Genomic DNA, 26,572 nt, shown 5'->3' on the forward strand with positions numbered 1-26,572 from the left:
CTCAACCGCACCGACGACACCTCGGCATACAGCGAACAGAAGCTCCTGCCGAGCCTCAAGAAGTGGTGGGACGACCTCACGAGCGTTCATTCGAAGGTTCTGCAGAAAGTCGTTCAGCGGTTGTACGACAACCTCTCGACGCTCCGTGGGCGCAAAGAGAACGGCTACCGCGTCGGCAGCCTCAAGCGCGAGCCGTCAGGCGAGCGGTAGGGTGGGGTAGTTCACTCATCCGGAGTTGCCCACACACTGAGAACTGAACCGAGTGTTAACACCCGGACCCACGAATTTTCCATATGGATCAATCGATCGGGTCGATTCTCGTTCCAACTGATGGGAGTGACGGATCTGAACCAGGCGAACGTCGAGGGGTCGACCTCGCAGCCACCGTGGGAGCCGACCTCCACGTGGTGTCCGTCGTCGATACCCGTGAGCTCTCGCCCTCGCTGTCGCAGCTGGACGCCGACCCGAAGACCAAACAGAAGCAACTGCTCGAAGAGAAAGCGGAAACCGCGGTCGACGATGTCGCCCAGCTGGCCCGAAACCACCTTTCGGGACGAATCACGACTGCTGTCGAGCGGGGCATCCCGTTCCGATCGATCACCGACTACGTGGAAACCAACGACATCGACATGATCGTCATGGGGACCCACGGCCGAACGGGGCTCGAACGGGTGTTGCTCGGGAGCGTCGCGGAGAAAACACTCAGAACAGCCAGCGTCCCAGTCGTATTGGTTCCGCCGAGTGAGGACGTCGTCGAGGTGGGCGATATCGAGTACGAGAACCTCCTACTCCCGACAGACGGCAGTGAGGGGGCGGAGTTCGCGATCGACTGGGGTCTCTATCTGGCGCGAGAGTACGATGCAGCAGTACATACCGTCTACTCGGTCGATACGGGCCGGTTCGTCGGGGGCACAGAGATGGCCGACATCCACGATGCGCTCGAACGAGCCGGCCAGGCCGCACTCGAGACCGTCCGTGAGCGGGCCCAGGACGCAGGCGTCAGTGCCAACGCGTCCCTCGGTACTGGTCCGGCAGCACGAATGATTCGTTCCTACAGTCAGGAACACGATATCGACCTCATCGTGATGGGAACGCACGGTCGTTCGGGGATCGAACGGTATCTCATCGGCAGCGTGACGGAGGCGGTCGTCCGCCATTCGGACCTTCCGGTTTGCTGTGTCCCGATGACGGAAAGATAGGAGTCGAGACGAGACGACCGGTTATCCTTCGTAGCGGGCGTAGCTGCTACACCAGCCATTCGGACTGACCTCTCCGGACAAGAGGGTGCAGGCGCCCATTCCGTCATCGTTCTGGTCGGTAATGTAGAACTGGCAGTTCGAGCACTGCTCGTCACCGTTCGGCTCATCCTGGTAGTTGAGGTCCGACGGCGCAACGACGCTATCGGGGTCACGCTCCTGGCCACCCTGGGAGGTGGCAGTGCGTTCGGACGGAGGGACCTCGTCGCTGTCCGCGGTCGGCGTGCCGCCGTTTCCGCCGTTCCCGCCACAGCCGGCGAGGCTGGTGGTGAGCATCGTGGTACCGCATAACTGGAGGAACCGCCGACGCGAATTTGACTCTTTATCTAACATTTTCTAAAAATACGGGCCAGTGGAGAAAATAGCTGCCCATTATTCTCACCCACTGAGGACAGCCCGAGAGCTTCGCAGTCCCGTGGTTCACGGAGCGCCAATAGCGTGATCTATGGGATCGGCCTCCCGGGCGGCCGTCCTACGAACCGCTCTGAGAAATGTCGACACCTGCGCCGGCGTCCGTGGCAGGCAGGAACAGGAAGCCGTCTGGAGCGTGATGATCGAGGACCATTCGTAGCTAGTCGGGCGGATATTCTTGCAAAACAGGAGTTGCGTTCATCGGTCCGGTTTCTGAGAGAGTGCCCAGTAGAGCGTTTTCGAGAGACGGACCAGACGGGCCAAGTATTCGAAGCCCCACTTTCCGGGTATGCATCGACGGACGTTTCTCAGATCGGCTGGAACGGCAGGAGCGATCGGCGGACTCGCCGGTTGTCTCGGGAGCGTCGGACTCGGCGATTCGAATCCCGACGTCGTCCTCGGGGAACCCGACCGAGAATTCGAGAGTAGCGACGTTTCGTATCCAGCCTGGGGTGAGCAGATTCCGGACGTAACCGTCCCCGCGCCGATGGAGTCCCGGGAGATTCGCCTCCGTGACGGAGAGCAACCGTCGCTGCTCACGTTCTTTTACAGCCACTGCCAGACGGTCTGTCCAGTCCTCATCTCGACGCAGCGAAATATCCAGGCCCATGCACAGAACAACGGGTACGGTGACGCCGTCTCGTTTTTCCCGATGACGTTCGACCCCGCCCGCGATACTGCCGAGCGCCTCCAAACGTACGCCGAGTTAATGAACGTCGACGCCGATAACGAGAACTGGCAGTTCTTCCGGCCAGCCTCGAAAGAGCGGGCCAAAGCCGTCGTACAAGACCAGTTCGGCGTCGGCTTCCAGCGGACTGAACCGGAGGAGATGGACATGTACATGTTCATGCACTTGGCACTGACGCTGCTCGTCAACGGTGACGGCTTCGTCGAGCGTGCCTACCGGTCGAAGTCCCCCGACCAGGAGAAGATCATCTCCGACCTGAAAGCGGTGAGAAACGCGTGAACCGCCGGCAGGCCGTCGCAGGGATCGCAGGGCTCGGACTGACAGGGGGAACTCTGTGGGTCGCAGAAACCGGTCTGCCCGGGATGCAGTCTCGTGGGGAGGAGCAGCTCCCGATACGCCTCGAAACCCTGGATGCACGCGGATCGACGGCGGGCGAGGCGCTCGTGCCGACACGGGATACCGTCACCGTGGTCGATCTTTTCGCCACGTGGTGTGCCCCCTGCGACGACCAGCTCGAAGTACTGAACGCGATCCGGCCCGAGTACGACGATGTGTCGTTCATCTCCGTAACGAACGAACGCCCGAGCGAGACGCTGACGAGAGCCGATATCGCCGAGTGGTGGAGTCGCAACGATGGTGCCTGGACCGTCGGTTTGGACCCCGGAAGCGAACTGTTGTCGGCGTTCGGGGCTGGAGGGCTTCCCTACATCGCCATCACTAACGAGAACGGGACCATCGAGTTCGGTCACAGCGGACTCGTCGGGAAGGAGACGCTTCGCGACCAACTCGACTCACTGGAATAAGATGGTCGAAACTGCAGTGGGCGGAGCCGTCGCCTTCGCCGCGAGCGCCGGCCTTGCGACGTTTTTCGCCCCCTGTGCGTTCCCGCTTCTTCCGGGCTACATTGGTTACTACCTGAGCGAGAACGACAGGGACGCGGGGATGCTCGGACCTGCCGCAGCCGCTGCGGGAGGCGCCCTCGGTGCCCTCACCGTCGTCGCGCTGCTCGTCCTCGCGGTTGGACGGCCGATAAAGACCGCACTCCCACTGTTTGAGCCGGTCGTCGGACTCGGGCTGATCGGATTCGGCCTCATGACGATTCTGGAGCGGGGACCGGAGCTCCGCATCCCACTTCCAGCGCGACCGGCGTCGGTAACCGGATTCGGCGTGTTCGGTGCCGTGTACGCGGTCGCCGCAGCGGGGTGTGTGGTGCCACTGTTCTTCGGTGTGGTGACCCAGGCGCTCGGGTTGCCGGTCCACTCGAGTGTTCTCGTACTGGCAGTGTACGCACTTGGGGTGACGCTCCCACTTGTCGGAGTGACACTGCTCGCAGGGGCCGGAATCGACTCCTGGCGCACCATAGGCAACTACTCGAGACGAGTCCAGCAGGGTGCAGCCGTGCTGATGATACTGGCAGGCGGTGGGCAGATTTATCTCGCAGTGTTCGAACTCGGGGTACTGTCATAAACCCATGATGAGCAAATGCAGGGTGAGATAGTCGACAGAGGTATGCTACACGGGAAAACAACTGGCAGTATGACCGATTCCACACACCGACTGGAAGAACTCCGCTGGCCGGATGTCGAACAGTATCTCGAAACGCGGGCATCGCCGACGGTGATCGTTCCGATCGGATCGACAGAGCAACACGGCCCTCACTTGCCGTTAGCCGTCGACGCGTTCCAGGCACGTGACCTCGCCGAGGAGATCGCGGTCGCCACGGACGTGCTTACGGCGCCGCTCATCCCCTACGGCGACGCGAACCACCATCTCGAGTTCCCTGGAACAGTATCGCTATCGACGGAAACCGTGGTGGCGGTGCTCGAGGACGTCTATGCGAGCCTCGCCGGGCACGGGTTCGAGAACATCATCACCGTCAACGGACACCGGATCGCCAACCTCCCGGCGATCGAGACGGCGATGCAGCAGAGCACGGAACGGCACCCGGAGGTCTCCTTCGCAGCGATCGACCCGCTCCGGCTGGGCATCTCCGTCCACGAACGACTCCGCGACGGCGACCCCGAAGACGGGATGCACGGCGGGGAGTTCGAAACCTCGTACATGCTTGCTCGCTATCCCGAGCTGGTCGACGAGGAGGCGTTTGTCAAGGAGAGCCACGAGACGGCCCCCTATCAGACGGTCAACCTCATCGGGAACGACGACCGGGTGTTGACACCGAGTACGGCCCACTCGCCCGAAGACGGCGATCTCGGACACGTCGGTGACCCGACGCTGGCCGCCCCGGAGAAAGGTGAGGAGCTGTGGGCGGAGCTCGTCGCCGATGCCGCCGAGTTCGTCGAATCACTCGGCGCCGCAGATTCGGAGGCCGCTGATGAGTAAGGAGACCGGTGAGGTCCACAGCCTGACAATCCCCGTCGACGGGGAGACGGTCCGCGCGACGCGCCACGAACCCGCCAAAACGCGGCCAAGGCCCGTCATTCTGGTCTACACCCCGTACCACAAGGACGACCTCTCGGACACGCGCTCGGACCCGATGGTGGAATATTTCGTCGACGCCGGCTACGAGTTCGTCGTCGCCGACGCCGTCGGCACGGGCGCCTCCGACGGGTTGGTCGAGGAGCCATTCACGGCAAAAGAGGGCCAGCACGGGGCCACAGTCGTCGAGTGGCTGGCCGACCGGAGCTGGTCCAACGGCGCTGTTGGCCTCATCGGGAAGTCCTACCCGGGGACGACATCACTGGAGATCGCGGCACAGAACCCCGACGGGCTGGAAGCCATCGTCCCGATTCACGCCCCCACCCGCATCTACGACGCGTATTTCGACGGCGGCGCGCTGGCGTTCCTGCGCACCTGCGGGCAGTGGGCACCCAACTTCGAATATCTCCCCTTACAGCCGCCTACCGACCGAACTATCGATGACTGGGCCGGGCGCTGGGATGACCGGCTCGAAGGCCTCCGGGACCGAAATCCGTTCCTGTTCCAGTATCTCGACCACCAGGAGAAGGACGACTACTGGGCCGAGAAGGACGTCCCAGTCGGACAGATCTCCGTTCCTACCCTCGCAGTCGGGGGGTATCGCGACGCGTTCGGCGGTGGCACCGTTAGCTACGCAGAGCGCATCGACGCGCGGACGGAGGTGATTCTCGGGCCGTGGCGCCACGCCATGCCCGAGCAGGGCGAAACCGCCCGAATCGACTTCCTCGGTGAAGTCGAGGCCTGGTTCGACGAGCACCTCCACGACGATGCCCCAAACCGTGAGCCCGCACCGTCGGTCCGCTACTGGACCGAACGTCCCACACAGGACGACTCGCTCGCGGGGGAGTGGCGCGAGCGTGAGACCTGGCCGACCGTCGATACCGACGTGGAGGCGGTTACTCTCTCCCTCGGAGCGGGCGGACTTCGAACAGCCGATGACGACGTTAATCCGGTCTCCGACCGGTGGGACGTCGACTACAGCGTCGGCACCGCGTCGGTCGGCTTCGAGATCTCTGGTGGGACGGACCTCGACACCACACCCGACGACGACCGGTCGCTCACCTACGAGACAGGCGGACTCGAGGATGCCTTCGAACTGACCGGCACCGGAAGCGCCTCACTCACGGTCGTTCCAGACGGGACGGCCCAGCTCGTCGCCGTTCGCGTCGTCGACGTCGCCCCCGATGGAACGGGGACGCTCGTCACGCACGGCGTCACGCGAGCAGAACTCCAGAACGGCGAGATCGACCCGCCGGGCAAAGTGGGTGTCACGTCCAAACCGCTGACGCCCGGTGAGGCCCGCTCCGCCTCGGTCTCCCTGCGACCGACCTCTCACGTCTTCGAGCCGGGCCACCGGATCCGAGTCGCGGTCAGCGGGGCGTTCTTCCCGTACGTCTCACCGCCCGATGGGAGCGCTGGGTTCGTCCTCGAGTCCTCCTCGGCGGTGCCGTCGACGCTCTCGCTGCCCGGCCGGTTCCACGACGGGAGTCCCACGTTCGCGGACACGTGGGCGTTCGACCCGCCCCAGGACGTCTATGGGGAACCGGCCGCCCCGAGTTGGGAGACGACCGTCTCACACTCCGACGATACGGTCACGGTATCGCTGGAGCAGTCCTACAGCAACTCACTCGCGGACGCCGGGTTCGACTACGAGATGGCTATCGAGGCGGCGGTCGAGCGGGAGACACTCAGCTCCGAGACGATCGAGCGCGAGACGACGACGACGCTGCGCTTCCCGACCGAAGCGATTCAGTCACGCGTCCACACCACCGTGACTCGGTCCTTCGCGACGATGCAGTGCGAACTCGAGCGTGAGGAGGAGACGTTCTACTCCGAGCTGAAACGCTGGACGGCATAGACTGGTAGTGTTCAAATGAGCTCCAGCAGAACAGGAAATCCGAGCTTCCCGAAGAGTAGCTACGCGTCCATCGCGGCGTCAGAGACCTCAAGCGCTTCCTCAAGCGCGGCGACCGCCTCGTCGACCTCTGTCTCGGAGATCGTTAGCGGCGGCGTGACAACGATCGTGTTGACCGATGTGTAAAAATACACGTCGTTGTCAAGCGCGTGCGCGCTGACCTCGTCGAGAACGGTCGTTCGTCCGGAGACCTTGTCGCTGCGCTCCTCAAAGGGAACGCGCTCCATTTCGCTCCGGGTGAGTTCAAGCCCCTGGTGGAGTCCGACACCGCGGCGCTCGCCGACGCTCGGGTGGCGCTCGGCCAGTGCGTCGAGCTCGCTTGTCAGGTACTCGCCTATCTCGCGCGCATTCTCGACGAGCCCCTCTTGCTCATAGGTTTCGATTGCCGCGACACCGGCGGCACATGCGGTCGGGTGTCCTGCGAACGTGTGTCCCTGATTGAGCAGGTTGTCTTCGAAGAACTCCGCAATTTCCTCGGAGACAGTCGTCGCTGCCAGCGGCTGGTACGAGCCCGTTAGCCCCTTCGCCATCGTGATAATGTCCGGCTCCGCATCGTATAATTCCGAAGCGAACCACTCACCGGTGCGACCGAATCCTGTCATGACCTCATCGCAGATGAGCAGTGCGCCGTGATCGTGGGCGATCTCCTGGAGTCGAACGAGATAGTCGTCCGGTGGCGTCAACACGCCGTTCGAGCCTACAAGCGGCTCAACCAACACGGCCGCAACGGTATCGCCCTCAAGTTGCAACATCTCTTCGATATACTCAAGGCTCTGATCCGGGTCGAGGCTCGACCCATACGCGTACGGATCCGGCCCCTTCACCATGCCGGGCACCTCCGGCTGGATTTCGGGCCCCTGCGCGACCCGCCGGGGATCGCCGGAGGCGGACAGCGAGGCAGCTGTCGCACCGTGGTATGAGCGGTACCGGGAGAGGATCTTATATTTGCCAGTGTATGCACGCGCAATTTTGAACGCCGCCTCGTTAGCTTCAGTGCCACTGGTAGAGTAGAACGTCTTTTTTAATGAACCAGGGGTGATCTCCGCGAGTTTCTTCGAGAGACGGGCACGCGGCTCCGTCGACCAGCCAGGGGCGACGTATGGGACGTTACTGGCCTGCTCGGCGATCGCGTCGACAACGCGCTCAGCGTCGTACCCGAGGCTCGTGCAGACGTACTGGCTGCTGAAGTCCAGAATCGAGTCTCCGTTGGCGGTCACAATACGGGGGCCCTCCGTGTCGACGATCTCAGTCGGGTCGAAGTCACGCTGTCGCGTCCAGGTCCCCAGTGTATACTCTCGGTCGAGCCGTTCGATTTCGTTGCGATCAGACTGTTGACTTGCCATAGCATAACATCGTTAGGTAACATTAAGAATGTTTTGTACAATATTTTGATTTAGTCTTATTACTGTTTTTTGTTCTATTGAATTCGAGATAGGAATGAATATATTTCTCTTTGATGGCGTTGGCTCGTTGAACTGGAAAACCACGAGAGTTCCGCAGTTTCACGGACAACCAAGCAGGCTTCAAACTCGACGCCACCGACGGAACGATGGCTACTCGGCTTGCGTCACTGGCGGGGTGATATCGAGACGGTCACCCAACTTCCAGAGCGCCGTCGCGAGACGGTCATCGATAGGGACGCCAGCCTCCCGGTTCTCCGTCAGCTGTTCGTGTTCTATCGCGCCAGGAATTCGGGGCTGGTCCCCCGTTGACCCGGCGCCAGTGGAAACCGCGTCCGCTCCGGCGGCGTCGATGTGATCTGCGATTGCCGAGACACGCCGGGCGACGTCCGTTTGTGTCAGGAATCGCTCGATATCGACCGCCATAAAGCCGGCTGCGTTGTTCGAATACGCGGGCGTGGCCATGCCGGCGACGTCGCCGACGCCGAAACACCCTGCAATGAGCTCTGCAAGCACGGCCAACCCGAATCCTTTGTATCCGGAGACCGCGCCACCGAGTGGTCGGATCGCTCCCTCCTTCGCGTAGAACGACTCGATATCGCGAATGTGGCTGCCGTCCTCGTCGACGGCCCACCCCTCCGGGATCGATTTGCCGGTGTGCCGTCGCTCTCGGAGTTTGCCGTGAGCGACCTGACTCGTGGCCATATCGAGCACCACATCATGTGACAGAGCGCCAAAACTCGGAAGCCCGACCACCAGTGGATTTGTCGAGAGGAGTCGATCCGAACTTCCCGCTGGAGCGACCCGCTGACCCCCACCCTGGCTGTTGACGAACCCGACGACTGCATGGCCTTCGCCGCAGACTCGTTCGGCCCACTCACCCACCCGTCCGAGATGCGTCGCGTCGCGGACGCCCACAGCGGCGACTCCGTGCTCCGCGGCGCGAGCGACGAGCTGTGCGGATAGCTCTCGGCCGACGAGTTGTCCGAACGCATCCCGTCCGTCGATAATCGCCGTCGTGCCGTCGTCTCTGCTAATCTCGGGAGTAGTGGTCGGATCGATAGCCCCTTCCTCGACAAGTTCCAGATAGTATGGCAGTCTCAGCACACCGTGTGACGTGTGGCCTCTGAGATCGCTCTCGACAAGTGATCGGGCAACAGCTTGTGCCGTCTCCTCCGACGTCCCCGACGTTCGGAGTACCTCCGTGGCGAACGACTCGAGTTCGTCGGCGTCGACGCGACTCATGACGCGTTGGTGCCCGCTCCGGGGAATAAACGGTTTGGACAGCGGCGATTCTAGGCCGGTTTGCAGTTGAGACAAACTGTTGCCGTTCGACTTCCTGCAGAACCCATCCGTGCGGGAGGACCAGATGGGAATCTCTCTGTCGTGGCCACGTCCTGTGACCGTGACACGTCACGACTTCAGTCGTGGGAGGATGTCAGAGGTACCGGTCGAAACGGCCCGACCGCTCGAGATACTCGTTCAGCGCGTCCGGCAGCTCGGCATGCACAGTTTCAGTTGTGCGGTGTTCCGGCTGGTACGCGTCGCTGGAGAGCTCGCGAACGCCGGCAGCGAGCTGAATCGCGAGGTCGCGCATGTCCCGCTGGTCGATTTTGTCGATGGTGTCGGCGTGTGTGTGGCCCCACTCCTGATGGCCATACCGAACCACCTGTCCGGACCCCTCGCTCGCAGATCGGCCAACGACGACCGGAACGCCCTCACGCCCAAAGGGCCACGCGTCCGTAAATGGGGAGAGACCGGGCTCGGACTCGACTGGAACGTCGAGCTCGTCGCCGACGGAATGGAAGGCCTCGGCAATGGTCTCGTCGCCGCCGAGGCGGAGCGATCGGCTGAAGCCAATCCCGTCGAGATTGACGAGCGCTTCCACTGAAGATGGGTCATGGGTCTGCATCCAGTGGTGAGACCCGTACAGACCGGTTTCCTCTCCACCGAAGGCGATAATCCGAACGCTGGTTTCGAGATCGTCGACGTTCGAGAGCAGTCTTCCGACTTCCGCAGCGAGTACGGTTCCGGCTGCGTTGTCGCGTGCCCCATCAGCGATGTCGTGAGCATCGTGGTGCCCACTCACGATGATCTCGCGGTCGGTGTCCGGTCCAACGACCGCTTCGACGTTCTTCGAGGTCCCCCGGTCGACGGTCGCATCGACCGAAAGGGTTGCTGTCATCGAGTCGCGCTCGAGCCAACGGAGGATTCGACGGCTCACTTCGCGCGTGATCCCTGCTGCCGGAATCGTCCCGGTCCCGTCGCGGGCGAATCCAATCGCCCCAGTCGGTGTGATGCATCCGGGGACGTCGTTGTAGTAGAGGAAGCCGACCGCATCGTGCTCCTCGGCCAAACAGTACTTTTCGATACGGTTCATCGCGCGTCCGTAGTCCGGCGGGTTCTGGCTGGAGACGAGTGCAATCTTCCCCGCGACGTCGTGGTCGGCGAAGGATTCCGGAAGCCCCGGCCCGACGTCGACGACCGCTGCCTCGACGGTTTCCGGCGGTGACCCGGGTAACCCGAGTATCTCGTGACTCTCATCGAACGCTCGCGAGACAGTCCCGTCGACCCGGAGCGACGCCGACCCCCGCTCCCACGTCGGAGCCTCGTACTCCTGGATTTGCGCGTCTCGAAGGCCAGCATCCTCGAAGCGTCGTCGGAGCAGCGCTGCACTCTGATGTTCGCCGTCGGAGCCTGTCAGCCGGTTCCCGATATCAGTCAGTGCCTCGTGCAAGTCCCAGAGGTAGTCGTTGGTGAAGCCATCGCCGGCGATTTCGGCCAGGCTCGTCATTATGTCTCCTCCATCGCGCCGTCCGAAACTTCGAGGGCCGCATCCAGAACCGCCACCGCTTCGTCGATGTCTGCCACTTCTTTCTCAGCCATCTCATAGTCTGACATGCGTAAGCGCATAGTTCCGAACTGCATTAATCTTTGCCAGAGCTGTGTCTATATTTAATATTGTTTTACAAATTTGCGAGAAAAGAGACGAGTATAGCCATAATTGCGGTTTAGACACACTAAGAGTGAGCCTGTTCTGAAAGTGTATTTTCTTCATCACGACACCAACCAACATGGCAAAAATCAACGACGGGTTCGGAAGGAGAGGTACAGAACTACATTGACGGTGAGTCGAAAAGACCAGCGGGTGACGATGGTGGGGAAGTTATCAACTCAGTCACGGGAAAATGGCTCGCCGACGTTCCGTTCAGCAACGCTGAGGACGTCGATGGAGCGATTACGGTCCTTAACCAGAGCAAGTACGGGAACGCGGCAGGTCTCTTTACTGGCAGCGGTGTGGACGCTCGGAAGTTCCGCCATCACGCGGAGGTCGGGAACCTTGGCGTGAACGTTGGCACTTCGGTGGCCCGAAGGCCTCGTTCTTTGGTGACCTCCACGCACAGGGTGAGGACATGATCCAGTTTTACACCGGTATGGCGATCTACATCGAACGCTGGCCGGACGCCTGCTCGGCGACCACCGGCTACCGGCGTTCCGCTTCTTCGACCACGAGCAACCGAAGGTCCATCACGTTCGTACCGGTCGGTCCTGTCCGGACCGCGTCGCCGGCGAGGTCGAGTGCTTCCGACGAATTGTGTCGTCGAAGGTGCATCCACGGATCCTCGCCCTCTTCGATTATTCTGGGAATTGTCGTTGCGTCGACGAGGCCGCCAGCGAACTCCGTCGGCCCGTCCGTCCCATCAGTTCCGAGGGCCAGCAGTGTCACGTCGGCCCAGTCGGAAGATTCGAGCGCGTAGGCTAACGCGAACTCTTGGTTCGGTCCGCCATCGCCAGCATCCCCTCGAACGGTCACGATGGTTTCACCGCCGGAGACCACCACACAGGGCGGTTCTATCGGACGGCCATGCGTCCGGATTTCATCCGTGATTCCTGCCAAGACCGTTGCGACCTCGCTGCTTTCGCCCTCGATCGACGTCGAGAGGATCATCGGTTCATAGCCGAGCGGCTCCGCGTGTCGGGCGGCGGCTTCGCATGCATCGACTGGCTCAGCCAAGATGACCTCGAACGTGTCGATATCGTCGAGGGCTGCTCGGCCCGGTGTCTCGGGCACGTCCGACTCACGCCCGCTCACGAGATGGTCACGAACGGACGCTGGCACGCGCTGTTCGATGCCATGGCGGGACAGGACGGTCAGTGCATCATCGAACGTCGTCTCGTCGCCGACAGTCGGTCCCCACGGTTCGCCTGCGACCTCGTCGATGACGACGAAGGTTACGGCAGTCGCGGGAGCGATGTGCTGGGCGAGCTGTCCGCCCTTGATCTCAGACAGGTGTTTCCTGACGGCGTTGATCTCTTCGATCGGGAGGCCCGAGCGCAAGAGGACGTCGGTCGTCGTCCGCAGGTCGGCCATGGAAACCCCCTCCGCTGGCACGACCGACTGTGCGGACGCGCCGCCGGTGATGCAGACGAGGACGAGGTCCGCTGGACCGGCGTCTTTCGCGAGTTCGAGAATCCTCGTGCCGGCTTCCAAGCTCGCCTCGTCGGGAAGCGGGTGGCCTGTGCCAAGAACCTCCACTCCCTCGAGCTGTCGCTCCTGCCCGTTCTTCTCTGCAACGATACCGTCGACGATGTGCTCGCCGAGGAGTTCGAGGAGGGCGTCCGCGACATCGACTGAACCCTTGCCTGCTCCGACGAGATAGACGTCGTTGACGTCCTCGAGATCGACCGTTCGACTATCTAGGCGAAGCGTCGACCCGTCTACCGAAACCACCTCGGGAACGGTCGTGCGCGGCTGGACCTGCGCTATCGCCTGCGTTGCGATGTCGAGGAGATCGCTACGAACATGACGGTTTCCGTGATCCGTGAGTGTCTCACCGTTTTCTATCACGGTCGGCCTCCTGGTGATCGTCAACTCGCGGCGTCCAACTCACAGTGTTTCACCCGCAGAACCGAAGGGCTGATTTTTGGACGAGCCAGCACCGTAGGTTCCTGCCTGCCCGAGGTTGGCTTCGATCTCGAACAGCCGATTGTACTGCTCCGTTCGTTCGCTGCGTGTGACGCCGGTCTTGATCTGTCCAGCGTCGAGCCCGACTGCCAGATCAGCAAGCCACGTGTCGGCTGTCTGCCCTGACCGCTCAGAAACCTGTATCGAGTAGCCGTTTCGCGCGGCCAACTGGGCTGCATCGCACGCCTCGGTGACGGTGCCAATCTGGTTCACTTTCAACAGCAGCGCATTCCCAGCACCACGTGCGATTCCATTGTGAATCCGGTCTGGATTTGTGACGAACAAGTCGTCGCCGATGATCTGAGTATCGAGACGGTCAGTCAGTTCGGCGAACCCCTCGAAATCGTTCTCGTGGAGGGGGTCCTCAAGTGAGATGATCGGATATGAGTCGACGAGGTCCTCGTAAAACTCGAGCAGATCGTCCCGTGTCATCGTTGTCCCCATCATCGCGTACCGGTCCGTATCCGGATCGTAGAACTGCGACGCGGCGACGTCTGCGGCGAGAGCGAAGGCGTTTTGATATCCGAGTTGTTCGATTGCCCGCAGTTCGAGGTCGAACGCGTCGCGGGGGTCGGTCAGTCCGATCGGATTGTATCCCCCTTCGTCGCCGACGTTGAGGGAGGCTTCTCCGTATTCGGCCGCCACGAGATCGCCGAGTTCGTAGTAGACCTCGGCGGCCAGTCGGACCGCCTCTGAGACGGATTCGGCCCCGATTGGCACCACCTGATGCTCCTGGAACGGCAACGCACTACCGGACAGTTCTCCGCCTTCGATCATGTCGAAGAAGGGGATCGGGAGAGTGGACGTGGTCGCGCCACCGATGTACCGGTACAACGGTTGTGACGCCGCAGTCGCACCAGCTTTCAGGCACGCGAGGGACACGCCCGTGATCGTGTTCCCCCCGAGGGTGGATTTGGTCTCGGTCCCGTCCATTTCGACGAGTAACTCGTCGAGCAGCCGTTGTTCGAACACTGATCGACCCCGAAGTTGGGGTGCGATCTGTTCCTCGACGGTCGCGACGGCGCGTCGGACCCCGAGCCCGGAGTACCGGTCGTCACGATCGCGAACCTCGACAGCTTCGTGCTCACCGCGGGAGCGACCGGCCGGAACGTCGGCCGTGGCACACCCCGCGGCAGTTTCGACAGTCACCCTCAGCGTCGGCTCGAGGCGGTTATCGAGGATCTCTCGAGCACGTATATCCTGGATCTGGGTCATTTATCTCTCTGAAACCTGTAACCGCAGGTCGGTCGTGGAACAGTTATCGCTGGATTCTGGAGCCGGTTACTTATAAGGATTGGTAGAACAATTCATAATTCACCGCGAAAACAACTGCCGGACGCTCCCGCTGAGCAGGGACATAACAGAGTGAAGTATCAAACCTTCTGACGACCCGTCTAAGGGTTCGCCGCCTGCACCTCTTCTCCGGACGTATCCGAGAGAGGCATCGCCGTTGTCCTCGAGGTAAGGACGCTAGGTACCATAGTTCTGACTCTTCAGCAACGCCGGAAGAGACGGCTACTGCATCTTCTGATAGTGATTACGGCGAATCGGTTCATCGACGGTGTCGAACGCCGCCGGGTCAGGGGCTCCCATCACCGACACGGATGGTCACGGCGGGACAGACTCGCAGTAATCACTCTGAGTTCGAAAACCCGTCTTTGACGCCGTGAATCGCCTCGGGGTCAAGCTCCGAGGCATTCTCCTTGTATTCTGTAAAACTGTGATCAATTAACCCTCCCCCAATGCAGTCTTCCGATTCAACGAGGCAAGACGCGGGCTACGATGATGAACGGCCAGGAAGACCATCGGAACTCTCTGAGGAACAGTTCCTGGAATTTACCGAGGCACTCCAGCAACCACCCGAAGAGACGAGAGACGATGAACCAGCTTGGACAACTGCGCTCGCTCAACAGTATCTCATCGCGGAGTTCGATGTTGCCTACTCCCGCCGACACGTCCAGCGACTCATGAAGAAGGCCGAGGTTTATTGGAAGAACCCTCGGCCAGAGTCGTCTTCACTGTTTGCTATTGCCATACTAATCACACCCCGTCTCTTAGACGAGGTCCTCTGCGATACCGGCTGCAACGGGAATCTGAGGGTCCTTGCCTTGGTATGTTCGGACGATCAGGTAGACCCAGAGGATGACCCCCCCGAGCCAGAGGACGAGGCCGAGGAGACTGAGGATCGCCCCCAGTAGTAACTGGAGGATATCGCTGAACCCGGCGATGATCTGGATGAAACTCAATGCTATCGATGCCACGAAGAGCCCACCGAATACGACGATACTCTGGGCACCGTGAAATCGAATGTGGTCGTTCTCCGATTCGACCAGAAACATGACGATGCCACTCAGAGGACCGAGCACGTAGGCGAGGGTAGCGGCAATGTTTTGGTCAAGACCTGTTTCAGTCTCTTGACTCGAAGCTCCAGCGACATCGGCCTGGTTGGTGTCCGTTGACATTGTCCTTCACTAGAAGAACCACTGGCCGAACAGGTAATTCCCCGCAAATTTCTCACCCAATAGTAATATTGCCTGGTTTATATGAACCCCCAGGATCAAATAGTATCGTACGAGACGTAGGAGACTCATTCAAGCAGGGACGACGATTGGGATGGCCTTCTTGCGGGATGTGGAGGGGTACCTTTCGGCGGCGACGGCGGAGAACTCGAATCGACCCCGACGGTCGATACTGGTCCCGAGGTGACAGATCCGACGCCGGCCGACTGCGAACGAGCTCGAACAACGGGTTCGATAACGCCATCATCCGAAACGGCGGCGGGGCCGACTGGGCGAACGTCTACGTCGAGGGCGGCGTCCAGGGCTCGGTCACCAACAGCACGCGCAGACAGAGCGAGACGTGGATCGGCCGTCACCTCGTGTGATGGTTAGCGGCTGGTGAGCAACTCTGTATTGACTGCTCTCCGGCAGTAAGACCCGGTCAATAACTGGCGATTACAAAACGCTCGGGAGCCGGATCCCCCCGTCCCAGACGGTGCACGCGGTTCGGGTAGTCACTCCCGGAGCGCAGCCTCACGCTCTGTCGCCGCTAACGTCTCCGCTTCGACGTCTGTCGCCACCACGGCGGGCTTGTACGCGCCACCGTCGATGAGGTCGTGGTCCGCGACCGCAACTCCAGAACCGGCTCACGCTTCGCGGAGAGAATTATCAATCTTCTGATAGCCTGTGTAGAGTTGTCGTCGATTTTACCAGTGGGGGCAGTGTTTCATAGCAGTTCTCCTCTCCCTTCAGGCGGAGGAATCCCGAGCGGCGGGAGTTACAGGTCCGAAACTATGGATGCCGTCACCACAAGCAAAACCCACTCGTTTAGGAGTGGGTAGCTCAAAAGTGATCATATAATGCGACCGGAAGAACCGGATTGCGCCTGTTCCGTGTCCGCCAGTCGTTCAGCGGCGGGGACAAACTGCCTATCATTCCATTGTAGGGAGGGGTCTGCATGAACGAGTCGCTCCGAAAGGCGCCGAATCTCGACGAGACCGATCTCGAGATTCTCCGACAAGTTGAGGAAGATTTCGATGTCAACCTCCAAACTCTTGCGGACGAGTTGGATATCTCGAAATCCGCAGTTCATTATCGGGTGAAGAAACTCAAAGAGAGCGGTGTCATCGAAAGTGTAACTGCCGATATCGACCCGCTCGCGTTAGGGCTCGAGATGGCCGCGATAACGAACGTATCGGTTACTCATGAGTCAGGATACTCCGAAAATATCGGGGAGGAGCTCCGAGAGCTTCGGGGCGTTGAGCAAGTGTACTACACAATGGGTGATGTCGATTTCGTCGTGATCAGTCGCGTCCAATCACGCGACCAACTGAACAGCCTCATCGAGCGCATCGTCGCAATTGAGGGGGTGAATGAGACGTCTTCAAAGTTCGTCATGCAAGAATTCCACGATAACGGAGTGACGTCGAACCTCACTGAGGAGGCTCGGGAGTTCGTCATCAACGACTGAGAACACTCGAGTACGCTTTATCTGGGGTATCTCACGGGTCCACGTACCCACAAGCCTGATTGAATACTTCTCAACAGAAGATCCTGACTGATACTGCCGGACAGAACGATGCAACCATCGCTCGCCGTGGATCGGCCGTCACCTCGTGTGATGGTTAGCGGCTGGTGAGCCGGACGTCTGGAGATGCTCCATGGATCCATACAGGGTTTGGAGTCGGTCGAACTCTGCCTCGTCGTAGAATGAGGCCCGGCCACGTGTGAAATCCTTCGCAGTTTCGACGACAAAGGAGGCAGCTTCAACGAGGTCAGGAACGTAATTAGCGCCAGTTCCTGAGCCAGAAACAGGGGTTACGCTCGTTGTCGCGACTCCCACGACGGGGACGTCCGTGACTGTCGTCGGTTGGAAGATGCTGTTGATGTGGTGAATCTCGTTTCCATAGGGGGTGATGTCCTGGGGCGTGACAGTGAGCGTACTTGGTGGTTCGCCAGTAACTCGCTCCTGAACGTCGAGCAGCGTCTCGCTTGGCTTCAGTATCCAGCCCGCTTTCACCGTCGGTGAAATCGCGAACCCCCGTTCACAATGTACCCGGTTTCCCTTGGTCGTATCGACGCTAAGGATAGCGTCCATTTCCTCGTGGACTTCGTGCTGGACCATGGTCGCCATGTCGATCGGGTTGGACATGAACGGGACCGGGTCGTGTGGGATTGTCGGCGCATCAGGACAGACGTGTGTCGCGATGCGAACGTCGCCGGGAAGCCGATCCCCCCGTTCGAACATCTCGGCAAGCTTGAACGCCGAACCCAGCGCAACGATGGCCCCGTCGGCGTCCGAAACCATCCCGATCTCGTCCGGTCGCGCACCGACTCCACCTAATCGCCCCACCACCCCGAGCGTTGGAGCCTCGGAATCGCATCCCGGAACGAGTATTTCGACGAAATCCGTCGATCCAGCTTCGGAGGACAGTGTAGTTATCTCGGCGTCCACTCCGGTGCGTTCGAGGTCCTCTACTACCGAATCTCCGTCCGCATCGGCGTACTCGAGAACGTTGTAGGCGCGCTGGACCGTGTTGAACATACATCCGTACAGAGCGATTTGAATATAGTTGTTTGCCCTGAAACGCTTCTTCGCCGCTGAAGCAGCGAGCAGGGTTAGCAGGAATCGAGCGATTATTTTCACAGCCACGAACCTCGGCGGTTACCGCAGGAACACGTCTCGACCCCTTGGCCTCCGAGACACAACTTCTCAAAGCTGTCGAGAGTGTGCTGTCACCGCCTGGATGGAAGCGGACGGGGATTCGACGCGAAATTGCTGAGACTCGGGTAAACCCGAGGCTCTGAGTCGGACACGTCGGTGGCGTAGCGACCGTCGGCCCACGTCGCTGACGGGACCGGTCGTCGACTCCCTGCTACTCACCGAACCAGTTGCGCTCGCGGAGGTCGATGCAGCGGGTTTTACCTGACGCTATCGTTGGGAGTTCGTCGACGTACTCCACAGGGCGTGGGTACTTTGACGAAGCCATCTGTTCCTTCATATACGCCTGTAGCGCGTGGGTGAGCTCGTCGTCGCCGTCGGCGGATACACCCCACCGGAAGGCTGCGTTCACTACGTCGAACGCTTCGACGGCCGCCTCGTCGTCGACGGACATGATTGTCAATTTATCTGGAAACGGTGGCATCGTCGTTCGGACTCCGAACACCCACTTGGGGGGTGAATAAAGCGGGTCTCGAAGTTGCCGAGCGCGCCGTCACTCAGGAGTAGCGAGAGCGCCGACTCGGAGAGCAATACGTAGGTGTTCCCGCCGGGCTACTCCTCGAGTAGCGGGCGGGAGGAGTTCGTCACCACCAGGAGGCTGCTCGCGGCCATCGCGACGGCGGCGAACAGGGGATTCAACAGCCCGGAAAGGGCCAGTGGGATCGCGATAGCGTTGTAGCAGAACGCCCAGCCGATATTCTGTTTTACACGCCGGCCGGTTGCCTTCGAGAGGTCGAACACCCTCTCAAGCGATTCGAGGTCGTCGTCGATGATGGCCACGTCGGCGGCGTCGACAGCGATGGCGGTGCCGCTACCCAGCGCGATCCCGAGATCGGCGCTGGCCAGCGCTGGCCCGTCGTTAGTCCCATCGCCGACCATCGCGAGGGTCCGGCCCGCGCCGAGCCGACGCACGGTTTCAGCTTTTCCCTCCGGAGGGACGCCGGCGAACACCTGATCGACCGCCGGATGCTCACGGTAGGTCGCCGTCGCCTCGGTCTCGTCGCCGGTGAGCAACACCACCTCGACGCCGCGCTCGGCGAGCGCAGTGACGGTCTCTTCCCAGCCCGGCCGGGGCCGATCGCCAAGGACGAGCAGCCCCTCAGCGACGCCGTCGCGGCCGACGAGAATCGGCAGATCGCCCTCCTCGCGGACGTTCGAAGCCCGCTCGCGGAGTCCGTCCGGGACTGTCCAGTCGTGCTCCTCGAGCAGGTCGGGGTGACCGACAACGACCTCGTGGCCGGCCACGGTGCCCACGACGCCGTTCGTGTGACTCTCGAAAGCCGAGACGGGGTCGTCGTCCCAATCGGTCTCGAACGCGTCGGTGATAGCCGTCGCGATCGGGTGTGAGGACCGGCGCTCGACGGCGGCCGCGGCCGCGAGTGCGTCCGCCGGGGCGTCGGAGTCCCTGACCTCGAGGTCGCCCGTTGTGAGCGTCCCCGTCTTGTCGAAGACGACCGTCTCGACGCCACGGAAGCGCTCGAACACCGTCTCGTCGAACACGACGATGCTGCGCTCGATGGCATCACGAATGCCCGCGGCGACCGCGAGCGGCGTCGCCAGCCCCAGCGCGCACGGACAGGAGACGAGCAACACGGTCAACGCGACCAGTACCGCGCGGGTCGGGCCAGCGCCGAGCGCGAGGTATCCGACGCCGGCGATCGCCGCCAGCAGCACCACCGTCGGGACGAAGATCACCGCCAGCTTGTCCGCCAGCTTCTGGACGCCGCCGTTGGCGCTCTGGAGGTTCCACAGCAGGTTCGTCACGCGGTCGATACTGCTGGTGGCACCCTCACCGACTTCGACGGTGATCGAGCCGTTCGAGAGCACCGACCCGCCGACGACCTGCTCACCTGCCTCCTTCGAGACTGGCAGGGACTCGCCGGTGACGACCGCCTCGTCGACGGTTCCCTCGCCGTCGACGACGGTGCCGTCAACGGGAATCCGGTCGCCGGTTCGGACCAGCAGGCGATCGCCCGCGTGGAGGTCGCTCACGTCGACAGTCTCGGTCGCGCCGGCGTCGTCGATCAGGGTAGCCTCGGAGACCTGCTCACCGCCAAGCTCCGAGAGCAATCCCATCGCGCGCTTCTTGATCGACGACTCGTAGTAGTTACCCGCCGTGACGACGACGACGATGGCGACGGTCACGTCGTAGTAGATGTCGATCCGGCCGAGTGCAGCCGTGATCGTGCTGTAGGCGAACGCGCTGACCGCAGCCAGCGCCACCAGTAAGTCCATGTTGGGCGACCGGGCGCGCAGGCTCACGGTCGCGCCCCGCAAGATCGGCTTTCCCACCCCGAACAGCACAAGCGACGTGAGCAGGAACAGCACGACGTAGAAGTACCTCGCAGACTGCAGCTGCGATTCGGCCATCTCGGCGAGCCGCGGCGGAAAGAGTCCGAAGTGAACCGGGTAGATGTAGACCGAGTACGGTACCATCACTGCCATCCCGAGCATGACGCCTGCGGCGATGCGCCAGAGCAGCGTGTCCTGGGCCTCGGCGCCAGGGGTCCGCCCCTCGCGGTCGTCAGCGACGTAGCCGGCGGTCGTGAGTCGGTCCTGTACTGTCTCCTCGTCGAGCTGCTCGGGGTCGTGGTCGACACGGACCGTCTCGGTGACGTAGCTCGCTTGCGCGCCGCTGATCCCGTCCTCGGCGTCGGCGACGGACTCCAGGAACGCTTCGCAGGTTGTACAGTGCATCCCGCTGACGTGGAAGTACGACCGCTCGTGGCCTTCCGGCCGCTCCTCGTCCAGCGCAGCGTCGTCGGGTTTCGCTTCGCGGACGTCATCGGCGTCGATATCGGCGTCGCCGAGCGCGTTCTGGACGTCCCGACACCCCGTACAGCAGAACACCGCGTTCTCACCCTCGACGCGGCCACGGGCGAGCGAGAGCCCACAGAGTGCGCACTCGTCCTCGTCGGCGGTCGTGCTCACTCGGTGCTCACCTCGCTATCGGCGTCCCTGTCATGGGGGTCTTCGAGAGTCACACCAGAATGCAAAACCCCGTGCCGCCCGTAGCGTTGCCCAGTGACCCCTGATCGACCGGCGGCAGCGCGGCGAGCCATGTTTGCGCGAGGTGAGCGATGAGTCCCGCCGTGGTGCCGGCCCATGCCGGCCCGCTCCCGACCGGCGAGGTCGAGATCGTTGTCTTCCTCGTCGTCGGCATCCTCGGCGGCGCGCACTGTCTGGGCATGTGTGGGCCGTTGGTGACGATGTACGCCGACCGGATGGAGAGCGGCCGCGAAGGCGTACTCTCGCTGTACGAAGTGAGACAGCACGCACTGTTCAACGCCGGCCGGACGGTGAGCTACGCGGTCATCGGTGCGCTGTTCGGCGCGTTGGGCGCCGTGTTCTTCGGTGCAGCGTCGACGGTGACTGCGATCGGCGACTCCGTCCGTGCGGTGTCCGGGCTGATCGTCGGCGTCCTGATCCTCACCGTCGGTGCCCGGTACGTGCTTGGCGAGTTCGGCGGCCACGGGCTGTTTGGCGGCGGCGGATGGTTCGGGACCGTCTACAGCCGACTCGCCGGCCGTGTCGACACGTGGGCCAATGGGCCCGGAATCTTCGGACTCGGCCTCGTCCACGGGCTGTTGCCCTGCCCGATTCTCTACCCCGCGTTCCTCTACGCGTTCGCACAGGGATCGCCGGGGGTCGGGGCCGTCTCGCTCGCGCTGCTCGGACTGGGAACGTTCCCGACGCTGTTGCTCTACGGGACCGTCATCGGATCGGTCGGGAACCGCCACCGTGACCGACTCCACCGCGCTCTCGGCGTCGCCTTCCTCGCCATGGGCTGGATGCCGATTGCCCACTCGCTCGAACTGTTCGGGATTTCCATCCCCCATATCGAACTGCCGGTTTATACGCCGTTCTGACAGCTCGCAACGGCGACCGCCCGGCTTGACGCCGGTTCGATGGGTCACAGGGCGGCTACGGGTCGAGCAAAGGTGTCGGTTCTGGTGCGTGCGTCGAAACGCCCCATCATCGAGATGGTTCCGCTCTCGCGGTTCTGTGACGTTCGTCGCCAGGCTGTCCGCGACGGGAACGACGTCGACTGGGACCGCTCCTGCTGCCCGACGCTCGGTCCGAGGGAACGTGTTCCGATGCCGAGGGATGGGTCGAGGATAGTCGCGAAGGAGCCTTGGATTGTTTGGACTCAACCAGCACCTACTGATGAACTGGGGATGGAGAGCTAATCCGAGGTCGCTGGGAGCCGTCCGTCAGCTCTCGGAACACGACCGCGCTTGCGACTCGACGAATATGCTTGCAGCCAGCCTCCGACATTCGCCGCTGCCAGTCGGTCGCGGACGACGGCGTTCGGGACCTGCGAGACGCCTGTGTCGTCGAGGAGCGAGCGAATGCGGTCGCGTGCACTCGTGAGGTGAGCGTCCGTCGGTTGGACCGGGGTCGCAGGGGGCACCGGCGGGATATCCCCGGGGAGCGCGGCGATTGCCGATTCGTCGTACTCGACACTCGTCGCTTCGGAGAAGGGAGTCAGATTACTACAGCCCGCAAGCGCGCTCGTGAGTGCAGTGCCGACAGTGGCGAGCATCGAGCGGCGCGTCTGCCGACTCATGCCGACTCACTCTCGTCCAGGTAGCGTTCGGGAATCGGGTCAGAGCTCCCGCCGCTACCGACGGAGAAGCCGCCGTACTCGTCGCCTGGGAAGGGGAGCCGAGCGGCTGCGGCGACGTGGTTGCGGGCGTTTCGCTCGCAGTCAATCTCGGCGTCGCGGATCGCCCGGCAGAACTGGACGTTCGTCGCATCCTCGGCGTACGCAAGTGCCTCAGTATCGCTCTCGCTCTCGACGACGTAGAGGGAACGGGTTCGGGCGGAGGCGAGCTCTCGTCGACGCTCCCGGCGCCGGTGGTGGTCTCCTGCGGAGCGATGATCGACGGCTGTTCGTCAGAGCGCGTCATCGCCACCGTGTGGTCGGTGACGAGCGTGCCGCCGACGGCGACAACTGGTGGGTCTCGGACCCGCTACAGCCCGCGAGCGCGGTAGCGAGACCGGCGCCAACGCCGGCGAGGAGAGTCCGTCGCGAGTGGGTGGCGGGCGGAAGCATCACGATCCGTTGGTGACAGCAGGCAGACAAGAAAGCGCCGGTCTCCCGGTCACTACTCCCTGTTGGTCACCGATGAGGAGATGTCAGGGAAGCACTTAGCTTCGCTGCCGGCCGAATTACAACACCACCCGGTCGTAGACAGGGTGAATCTTACTACGCCAACGCAGGTGAAAACATCAATTCCAGAGAGAACCGACTTGCTGAGCGGTCCGGAGGCCCACAGGTGATTTCACCCGGGTATGGCGGCCGGGTGTCTCGAAGCCGATACCATCGCCGCATCAGCCCTCGTGGGAACAGGTCGGCCTGCTATTTTTCGGGCCGCCACCGGCCGCCGATATCCTCGCGCGGGTAGTCTTGATACGTGCCGTCGAGAAATGTCGTGACGCGTCCATTTTCTTCACTGAGCGTGATCACCCACAGCACTTCCTCCCGGATCGAGGTTTCCAGCGCGCTCATGTGCTTGGCTCCCATCCACTCGGCGTATTCGAGTTTGTCGAACGCCTCGATGGACTCTCGGCTCGGGCTGCGAACCCGGACCATCTGCTTTTGCACTGTCCCATCCCCCGTCACCACGATAGCCCCATCCCGGCTGAACGCCACGTCTTTGGCGACCTGCGTGAACGCGTCGGGCGACTCAGTGACGACCCGGCACCGATCGACTGGCCACCTGTTATCTCCCATCGGGTCGGTGTACGCGTCGAAATTGATCTCGGAAACAATCAACAGATACAGGCTCGGGCCACTCACGTGCTGTTCGCCCCACTGGTCGAACTCCATGCTCAACGACTCAGCAGTATACCTGATCTGGTCCATGAGCTCCTGGCTCGTCGCATACCTGCCTAACACACGGTCGAGTTCCTCCATAGTGGTATACAGCTACATAGGGTGGCTGTGGTTAAATACACCAGACACGAGGTCCTATCACGTGGCGAGTTGGGTATCGGGACCCCGACGCGTTCGAACCGAGCGGGGCCGCGTTCTTGAATTTGGGAGTACCGGTCACGAGCCATCCCCTTCGAGTTGTCCAGATATCGGTGTACCCATTCAGTCGAGGATTCGCAAAACAACAGTTAGCTGGGATGGACAATCGTGGATTTATCACCAGTCGAACCTCGATGCCCGGACACCGGTTAGCTGTATACACTGCCAGCGGCTTCCAGAATCAAGAATATATACACTCACTCCCAGTACGACGAAGCGTTCGCGCCAAACTTGGTTTATCCAGGTAAATGACGATGTTCTGTAAAGTATATAGTAGTTGGTACTCACGCCTCGTTCGGCTGCAAGAGACAGTTCAGACCACTGACTGCGTGCGGAATAGCGCCAGAAGAGTCGTCCGTCAGCAGGCGATCAGACAACCGGCAGAATGCCCCTTACGGCCGTATCAACCGTCTCTCTCGCAAGCCCAGTAGTGTTTGACAGAGGTAGCCATGGTATAGCTATATAGAGGTACGCCAAAGAACATAGTACTCTTAGAAGCTTACTTATTACCTGTCCCGCTTGTCCTCGGTGATGGCAAAGGACTCAGGCAGGCTGTTAGACCAGGTATCTCGCCGGAAATTCATCGCAACGGCTGGTGCGACCAGTCTCGCAGCAGTCGCCGGCTGTAGCAGTAGCGGTGCCAGTGACAGTAACGGTGATGACGAATCGGGGACGCTGTCGGGCGACATCCGGATTTCCGGGAGCAGTACCGTCTACCCGGTCGCGCAGGAGGTCACTCGTCAGTTCAGCGAACAGAACTCGGACGTGAGCTTCAACCTCACTCGGGACGGCAGCGGCGGCGGGTTCGAGAACGTCTTCATCCCCGGCGACAGCGACATGAACAACGCGAGCCGACCCATCAAAGACGAAGAACTCCAGCGCTGCCGCGACAACGGCATCGAGCCGGTCGAGTTCTTCCTCGCGCAGGACGCGCTCACCGTCGTCGTCAACAACGACGCCGACTTCATCGACGAGATTTCGCTGGACGACCTCGCGACCATCTGGTCGCCGGACAGCGCGCCCGAGACGTGGTCGGACGTCAACTCGGACTGGCCCGACGAGCCGTTCGACCTGTACGGTCCGGCAAGCACGTCGGGCACGTACGACTACTTCACCGAGACCGTCATCGGCGAGACCGACGCCGATCAGCCGATCCGCTCGGACTTCGAGGGAACCGAGGAGGACGACCTGATCGCACAGGGCGTCGACGGCAACGAGTACGCGATGGGCTACCTTCCCTTCGCCTACTACACGAACAACCCGGACTCGGTCAAGGCACTGAGTCTCATCGAGGGCGACAGCGACCCGGTCGAGCCGAGCCTCGAAGGCGCACAGAGCGGGAACTACCCGCTCGCTCGGCCGCTGTTCACCTACGGCCACATGGGCAAGATCCAAGAGAAGAATCACCTCCAGGAGTTCATCGAGTACTACATCAACGAGTCCGACGAGGACTATATCGCCAGCGACATCGGCTACGTCCCGGCCAGCGACCAGATGGTCGAGGACAACCTCGCCAACCTCGAAGCGGCGATCGCCGGCGAGTACGAGTACAGCGCGTAGAGCCCGAACGGGAACGCTGATTACACACCTCACGTTTTGCTAAGTTACATGAGCAAAGAATCGGAGAGCGGGGTCGGATCGCTCCAACGGAGCGGGTTCGTCGTTCGCAAAGAACGACTCTACGGCCGCCTGATCGCAGCGAGCGCCGTCCTAACGATACTCATAACCGTCGGGATCATCCTCGCACTATCGGGACGAGCGCTCTCGTTCTGGTCGGAGATATCACCGATCGCGTTTTTTACCGGAACGAACTGGAGTCCGGTTATCAGGCAGTCGTACGGCGTGCTTCCGCTGATAAGCGGGACGCTCATCGTCACCGTCTTATCGGCGGTCATCGCACTGCCGGTCGGGCTGGCGGCGGCGATATATCTCAGCGAGTACGCGAGCGACAAGGTTCGGTCGATACTGAAACCGGCATTGGAGATTCTCGCCGGCGTGCCGACCGTCATTTACGGCTACATGGCGCTCGTCTACGTCACACCGATGATTGACAGCGTTCTCCCGTTCTCCGCACAGCTCATTCCGCCGGGCATTCCCGTTCTCCCGGAGTTCACGCTCGTCATGCCGTCACTTCGTACGTTCAACGCATTGTCGGCGAGCGTCGTCGTTGGGATCATGATCATCCCGATGGTCTCGTCGATCAGCGAGGACGCGCTGAGCGCGGTGCCGGACAGCCTCAG

21 protein-coding genes and 5 pseudogenes are annotated in these 26,572 nt (G+C 61.7%); 13 read left to right on the forward strand and 13 right to left on the reverse strand.

The features are described 5' to 3' along the window. Together V5A38_RS08100 and V5A38_RS08105 are read left to right on the forward strand one after the other, a co-directional pair. Positions 1-186, forward strand: a pseudogene (locus V5A38_RS08100) (RNA-guided endonuclease TnpB family protein); the annotation flags it as partial. Positions 187-293: 107 nt separating this feature from the next. Beyond that, positions 294-1,199: a universal stress protein gene (locus tag V5A38_RS08105; RefSeq protein ID WP_332325255.1), complete on the forward strand. Its 906-nt coding sequence runs from the start codon at positions 294-296 to the stop codon at positions 1,197-1,199. A 21-nt stretch (positions 1,200-1,220) separates the two neighbouring features. Here the strand turns inward: V5A38_RS08105 and V5A38_RS08110 are convergent, their stop codons facing one another. After that, positions 1,221-1,589 (reverse strand): high-potential iron-sulfur protein, encoded by a 369-nt coding sequence (locus tag V5A38_RS08110; RefSeq protein WP_332325256.1) that lies wholly within the window; start codon positions 1,587-1,589, stop codon positions 1,221-1,223. 367 nt (positions 1,590-1,956) lie between these two features. On the opposite strand from V5A38_RS08110, the gene V5A38_RS08115 reads away from it, so the two are divergent. The 5 genes from V5A38_RS08115 (at position 1,957) to V5A38_RS08135 (ending at position 6,649) form a co-directional block, all read left to right on the forward strand. After that, the gene (locus V5A38_RS08115; protein ID WP_332325257.1) at positions 1,957-2,634 is read left to right on the forward strand and encodes an SCO family protein; all 678 of its coding nucleotides are present in this window, start codon (positions 1,957-1,959) and stop codon (positions 2,632-2,634) included. Continuing rightward, on the forward strand, positions 2,631-3,158 hold the full coding sequence (locus V5A38_RS08120; protein ID WP_345786278.1) for a TlpA disulfide reductase family protein: 528 nt from the start codon (positions 2,631-2,633) through the stop codon (positions 3,156-3,158). The genes V5A38_RS08115 and V5A38_RS08120 overlap by 4 nt, the downstream gene beginning before the upstream one ends. A 1-nt stretch (position 3,159) precedes the next feature. After that, a complete protein-coding gene (locus tag V5A38_RS08125) occupies positions 3,160-3,822 on the forward strand; it encodes a cytochrome c biogenesis protein CcdA (protein WP_332325259.1) in 663 nt (220 codons plus the stop codon). A gap of 69 nt (positions 3,823-3,891) precedes the next feature. Next, a complete protein-coding gene (locus V5A38_RS08130; RefSeq protein ID WP_332325260.1) occupies positions 3,892-4,695 on the forward strand; it encodes a creatininase family protein in 804 nt (267 codons plus the stop codon). Beyond that, complete coding sequence (locus V5A38_RS08135; protein ID WP_332325261.1) at positions 4,688-6,649, forward strand: CocE/NonD family hydrolase; 1,962 nt, start codon at positions 4,688-4,690, stop codon at positions 6,647-6,649. The genes V5A38_RS08130 and V5A38_RS08135 overlap by 8 nt, the downstream gene beginning before the upstream one ends. A 59-nt stretch (positions 6,650-6,708) precedes the next feature. Here V5A38_RS08135 and V5A38_RS08140 read toward each other — a convergent pair whose 3' ends face one another. The 3 genes from V5A38_RS08140 to V5A38_RS08150 form a co-directional block, all read right to left on the reverse strand. Continuing rightward, positions 6,709-8,049 (reverse strand): aspartate aminotransferase family protein, encoded by a 1,341-nt coding sequence (locus V5A38_RS08140; protein ID WP_332325262.1) that lies wholly within the window; start codon positions 8,047-8,049, stop codon positions 6,709-6,711. Between the two features lie 210 nt (positions 8,050-8,259). Then, the gene (locus V5A38_RS08145) at positions 8,260-9,351 is read right to left on the reverse strand and encodes an Ldh family oxidoreductase (RefSeq protein ID WP_332325263.1); all 1,092 of its coding nucleotides are present in this window, start codon (positions 9,349-9,351) and stop codon (positions 8,260-8,262) included. 193 nt (positions 9,352-9,544) lie between these two features. Further along, positions 9,545-10,900 (reverse strand): M28 family metallopeptidase, encoded by a 1,356-nt coding sequence (locus V5A38_RS08150; RefSeq protein ID WP_332325264.1) that lies wholly within the window; start codon positions 10,898-10,900, stop codon positions 9,545-9,547. A gap of 428 nt (positions 10,901-11,328) precedes the next feature. On the opposite strand from V5A38_RS08150, the pseudogene V5A38_RS08155 reads away from it, so the two are divergent. Then, a pseudogene (locus V5A38_RS08155) lies at positions 11,329-11,573 on the forward strand (aldehyde dehydrogenase family protein); the annotation flags it as partial. Between the two features lie 17 nt (positions 11,574-11,590). On the opposite strand, the gene V5A38_RS08160 reads toward V5A38_RS08155, so the two are convergent. Both V5A38_RS08160 and eno read right to left on the reverse strand, forming a co-directional pair. Continuing rightward, positions 11,591-12,955 carry a DUF4147 domain-containing protein gene (locus V5A38_RS08160; protein WP_332325265.1) on the reverse strand — a complete coding sequence of 455 codons (1,365 nt, stop codon included), beginning with the start codon at positions 12,953-12,955 and terminating at the stop codon, positions 11,591-11,593. 39 nt (positions 12,956-12,994) lie between these two features. After that, on the reverse strand, positions 12,995-14,287 hold the full coding sequence (gene eno, locus V5A38_RS08165) for a phosphopyruvate hydratase (RefSeq protein WP_332325266.1): 1,293 nt from the start codon (positions 14,285-14,287) through the stop codon (positions 12,995-12,997). 551 nt (positions 14,288-14,838) lie between these two features. On the opposite strand from eno, the pseudogene V5A38_RS08170 reads away from it, so the two are divergent. Further along, a pseudogene (locus tag V5A38_RS08170) lies at positions 14,839-15,090 on the forward strand (winged helix-turn-helix domain-containing protein); the annotation flags it as partial. A gap of 36 nt (positions 15,091-15,126) precedes the next feature. Here the strand turns inward: V5A38_RS08170 and V5A38_RS08175 are convergent. Further along, positions 15,127-15,534 (reverse strand): hypothetical protein, encoded by a 408-nt coding sequence (locus tag V5A38_RS08175; RefSeq protein WP_332325276.1) that lies wholly within the window; start codon positions 15,532-15,534, stop codon positions 15,127-15,129. 551 nt (positions 15,535-16,085) lie between these two features. Next, positions 16,086-16,199, reverse strand: a pseudogene (locus V5A38_RS08180) (2,3,4,5-tetrahydropyridine-2,6-dicarboxylate N-succinyltransferase); the annotation flags it as partial. A gap of 329 nt (positions 16,200-16,528) precedes the next feature. Between V5A38_RS08180 and V5A38_RS08185 the strand changes: the two are divergent. Next, entirely contained in the window at positions 16,529-17,041 is a 513-nt protein-coding gene (locus V5A38_RS08185) for an Lrp/AsnC family transcriptional regulator (RefSeq protein WP_332325267.1), read from the forward strand. A gap of 138 nt (positions 17,042-17,179) precedes the next feature. Here V5A38_RS08185 and V5A38_RS08190 read toward each other — a convergent pair whose 3' ends face one another. From V5A38_RS08190 to V5A38_RS08200, 3 genes are all read right to left on the reverse strand, one after another. Then, positions 17,180-18,217 carry a DUF1177 domain-containing protein gene (locus tag V5A38_RS08190; RefSeq protein WP_332325268.1) on the reverse strand — a complete coding sequence of 346 codons (1,038 nt, stop codon included), beginning with the start codon at positions 18,215-18,217 and terminating at the stop codon, positions 17,180-17,182. A 229-nt stretch (positions 18,218-18,446) separates the two neighbouring features. After that, positions 18,447-18,686: a hypothetical protein gene (locus tag V5A38_RS08195; protein ID WP_332325269.1), complete on the reverse strand. Its 240-nt coding sequence runs from the start codon at positions 18,684-18,686 to the stop codon at positions 18,447-18,449. Between the two features lie 158 nt (positions 18,687-18,844). Continuing rightward, entirely contained in the window at positions 18,845-21,223 is a 2,379-nt protein-coding gene (locus V5A38_RS08200; protein ID WP_332325270.1) for a cation-translocating P-type ATPase, read from the reverse strand. A gap of 149 nt (positions 21,224-21,372) precedes the next feature. On the opposite strand from V5A38_RS08200, the gene V5A38_RS08205 reads away from it, so the two are divergent. Further along, positions 21,373-22,161, forward strand: coding sequence for a sulfite exporter TauE/SafE family protein (locus V5A38_RS08205; RefSeq protein ID WP_332325271.1), 789 nt, complete (start codon positions 21,373-21,375; stop codon positions 22,159-22,161). 317 nt (positions 22,162-22,478) lie between these two features. Here the strand turns inward: V5A38_RS08205 and V5A38_RS08210 are convergent, their stop codons facing one another. Both V5A38_RS08210 and V5A38_RS08215 read right to left on the reverse strand, forming a co-directional pair. Next, positions 22,479-22,862: a hypothetical protein gene (locus tag V5A38_RS08210; RefSeq protein ID WP_332325272.1), complete on the reverse strand. Its 384-nt coding sequence runs from the start codon at positions 22,860-22,862 to the stop codon at positions 22,479-22,481. Positions 22,863-23,657: 795 nt separating this feature from the next. Continuing rightward, positions 23,658-24,215 carry a hypothetical protein gene (locus V5A38_RS08215; protein WP_332325273.1) on the reverse strand — a complete coding sequence of 186 codons (558 nt, stop codon included), beginning with the start codon at positions 24,213-24,215 and terminating at the stop codon, positions 23,658-23,660. 648 nt (positions 24,216-24,863) lie between these two features. Between V5A38_RS08215 and V5A38_RS08220 the strand changes: the two genes are divergently transcribed. Continuing rightward, positions 24,864-25,892, forward strand: coding sequence for a PstS family phosphate ABC transporter substrate-binding protein (locus V5A38_RS08220; RefSeq protein WP_332325274.1), 1,029 nt, complete (start codon positions 24,864-24,866; stop codon positions 25,890-25,892). A 48-nt stretch (positions 25,893-25,940) separates the two neighbouring features. After that, a pseudogene (locus V5A38_RS08225) lies at positions 25,941-26,572 on the forward strand (phosphate ABC transporter permease subunit PstC); the annotation flags it as partial.

The organism is Halolamina sp., assembly GCF_036626355.1.
Lineage (GTDB): Archaea > Halobacteriota > Halobacteria > Halobacteriales > Haloferacaceae > Halolamina.

Bases quoted from the DNA above. Each gene is read 5' to 3' on its own strand.
- V5A38_RS08130 (WP_332325260.1), top strand. From the start codon at position 3,892: ATGACCGATTCCACACACCGACTGGAAGAACTCCGCTGGCCGGATGTC.
- V5A38_RS08220 (WP_332325274.1), top strand. From the start codon at position 24,864: ATGGCAAAGGACTCAGGCAGGCTGTTAGACCAGGTATCTCGCCGGAAA.
- V5A38_RS08145 (WP_332325263.1), bottom strand. From the start codon at position 9,351: ATGAGTCGCGTCGACGCCGACGAACTCGAGTCGTTCGCCACGGAGGTA.
- V5A38_RS08215 (WP_332325273.1), bottom strand. From the start codon at position 24,215: ATGGAGGAACTCGACCGTGTGTTAGGCAGGTATGCGACGAGCCAGGAG.
- eno (WP_332325266.1), bottom strand. From the start codon at position 14,287: ATGACCCAGATCCAGGATATACGTGCTCGAGAGATCCTCGATAACCGC.
- V5A38_RS08175 (WP_332325276.1), bottom strand. From the start codon at position 15,534: ATGTCAACGGACACCAACCAGGCCGATGTCGCTGGAGCTTCGAGTCAA.
- V5A38_RS08140 (WP_332325262.1), bottom strand. From the start codon at position 8,049: ATGGCAAGTCAACAGTCTGATCGCAACGAAATCGAACGGCTCGACCGA.
- V5A38_RS08205 (WP_332325271.1), top strand. From the start codon at position 21,373: ATGAGTCCCGCCGTGGTGCCGGCCCATGCCGGCCCGCTCCCGACCGGC.
- V5A38_RS08195 (WP_332325269.1), bottom strand. From the start codon at position 18,686: ATGTCCGTCGACGACGAGGCGGCCGTCGAAGCGTTCGACGTAGTGAAC.
- V5A38_RS08210 (WP_332325272.1), bottom strand. From the start codon at position 22,862: ATGAGTCGGCAGACGCGCCGCTCGATGCTCGCCACTGTCGGCACTGCA.
- V5A38_RS08125 (WP_332325259.1), top strand. From the start codon at position 3,160: ATGGTCGAAACTGCAGTGGGCGGAGCCGTCGCCTTCGCCGCGAGCGCC.
- V5A38_RS08110 (WP_332325256.1), bottom strand. From the start codon at position 1,589: ATGTTAGATAAAGAGTCAAATTCGCGTCGGCGGTTCCTCCAGTTATGC.
- V5A38_RS08135 (WP_332325261.1), top strand. From the start codon at position 4,688: ATGAGTAAGGAGACCGGTGAGGTCCACAGCCTGACAATCCCCGTCGAC.
- V5A38_RS08185 (WP_332325267.1), top strand. From the start codon at position 16,529: ATGAACGAGTCGCTCCGAAAGGCGCCGAATCTCGACGAGACCGATCTC.
- V5A38_RS08150 (WP_332325264.1), bottom strand. From the start codon at position 10,900: ATGACGAGCCTGGCCGAAATCGCCGGCGATGGCTTCACCAACGACTAC.
- V5A38_RS08105 (WP_332325255.1), top strand. From the start codon at position 294: ATGGATCAATCGATCGGGTCGATTCTCGTTCCAACTGATGGGAGTGAC.
- V5A38_RS08115 (WP_332325257.1), top strand. From the start codon at position 1,957: ATGCATCGACGGACGTTTCTCAGATCGGCTGGAACGGCAGGAGCGATC.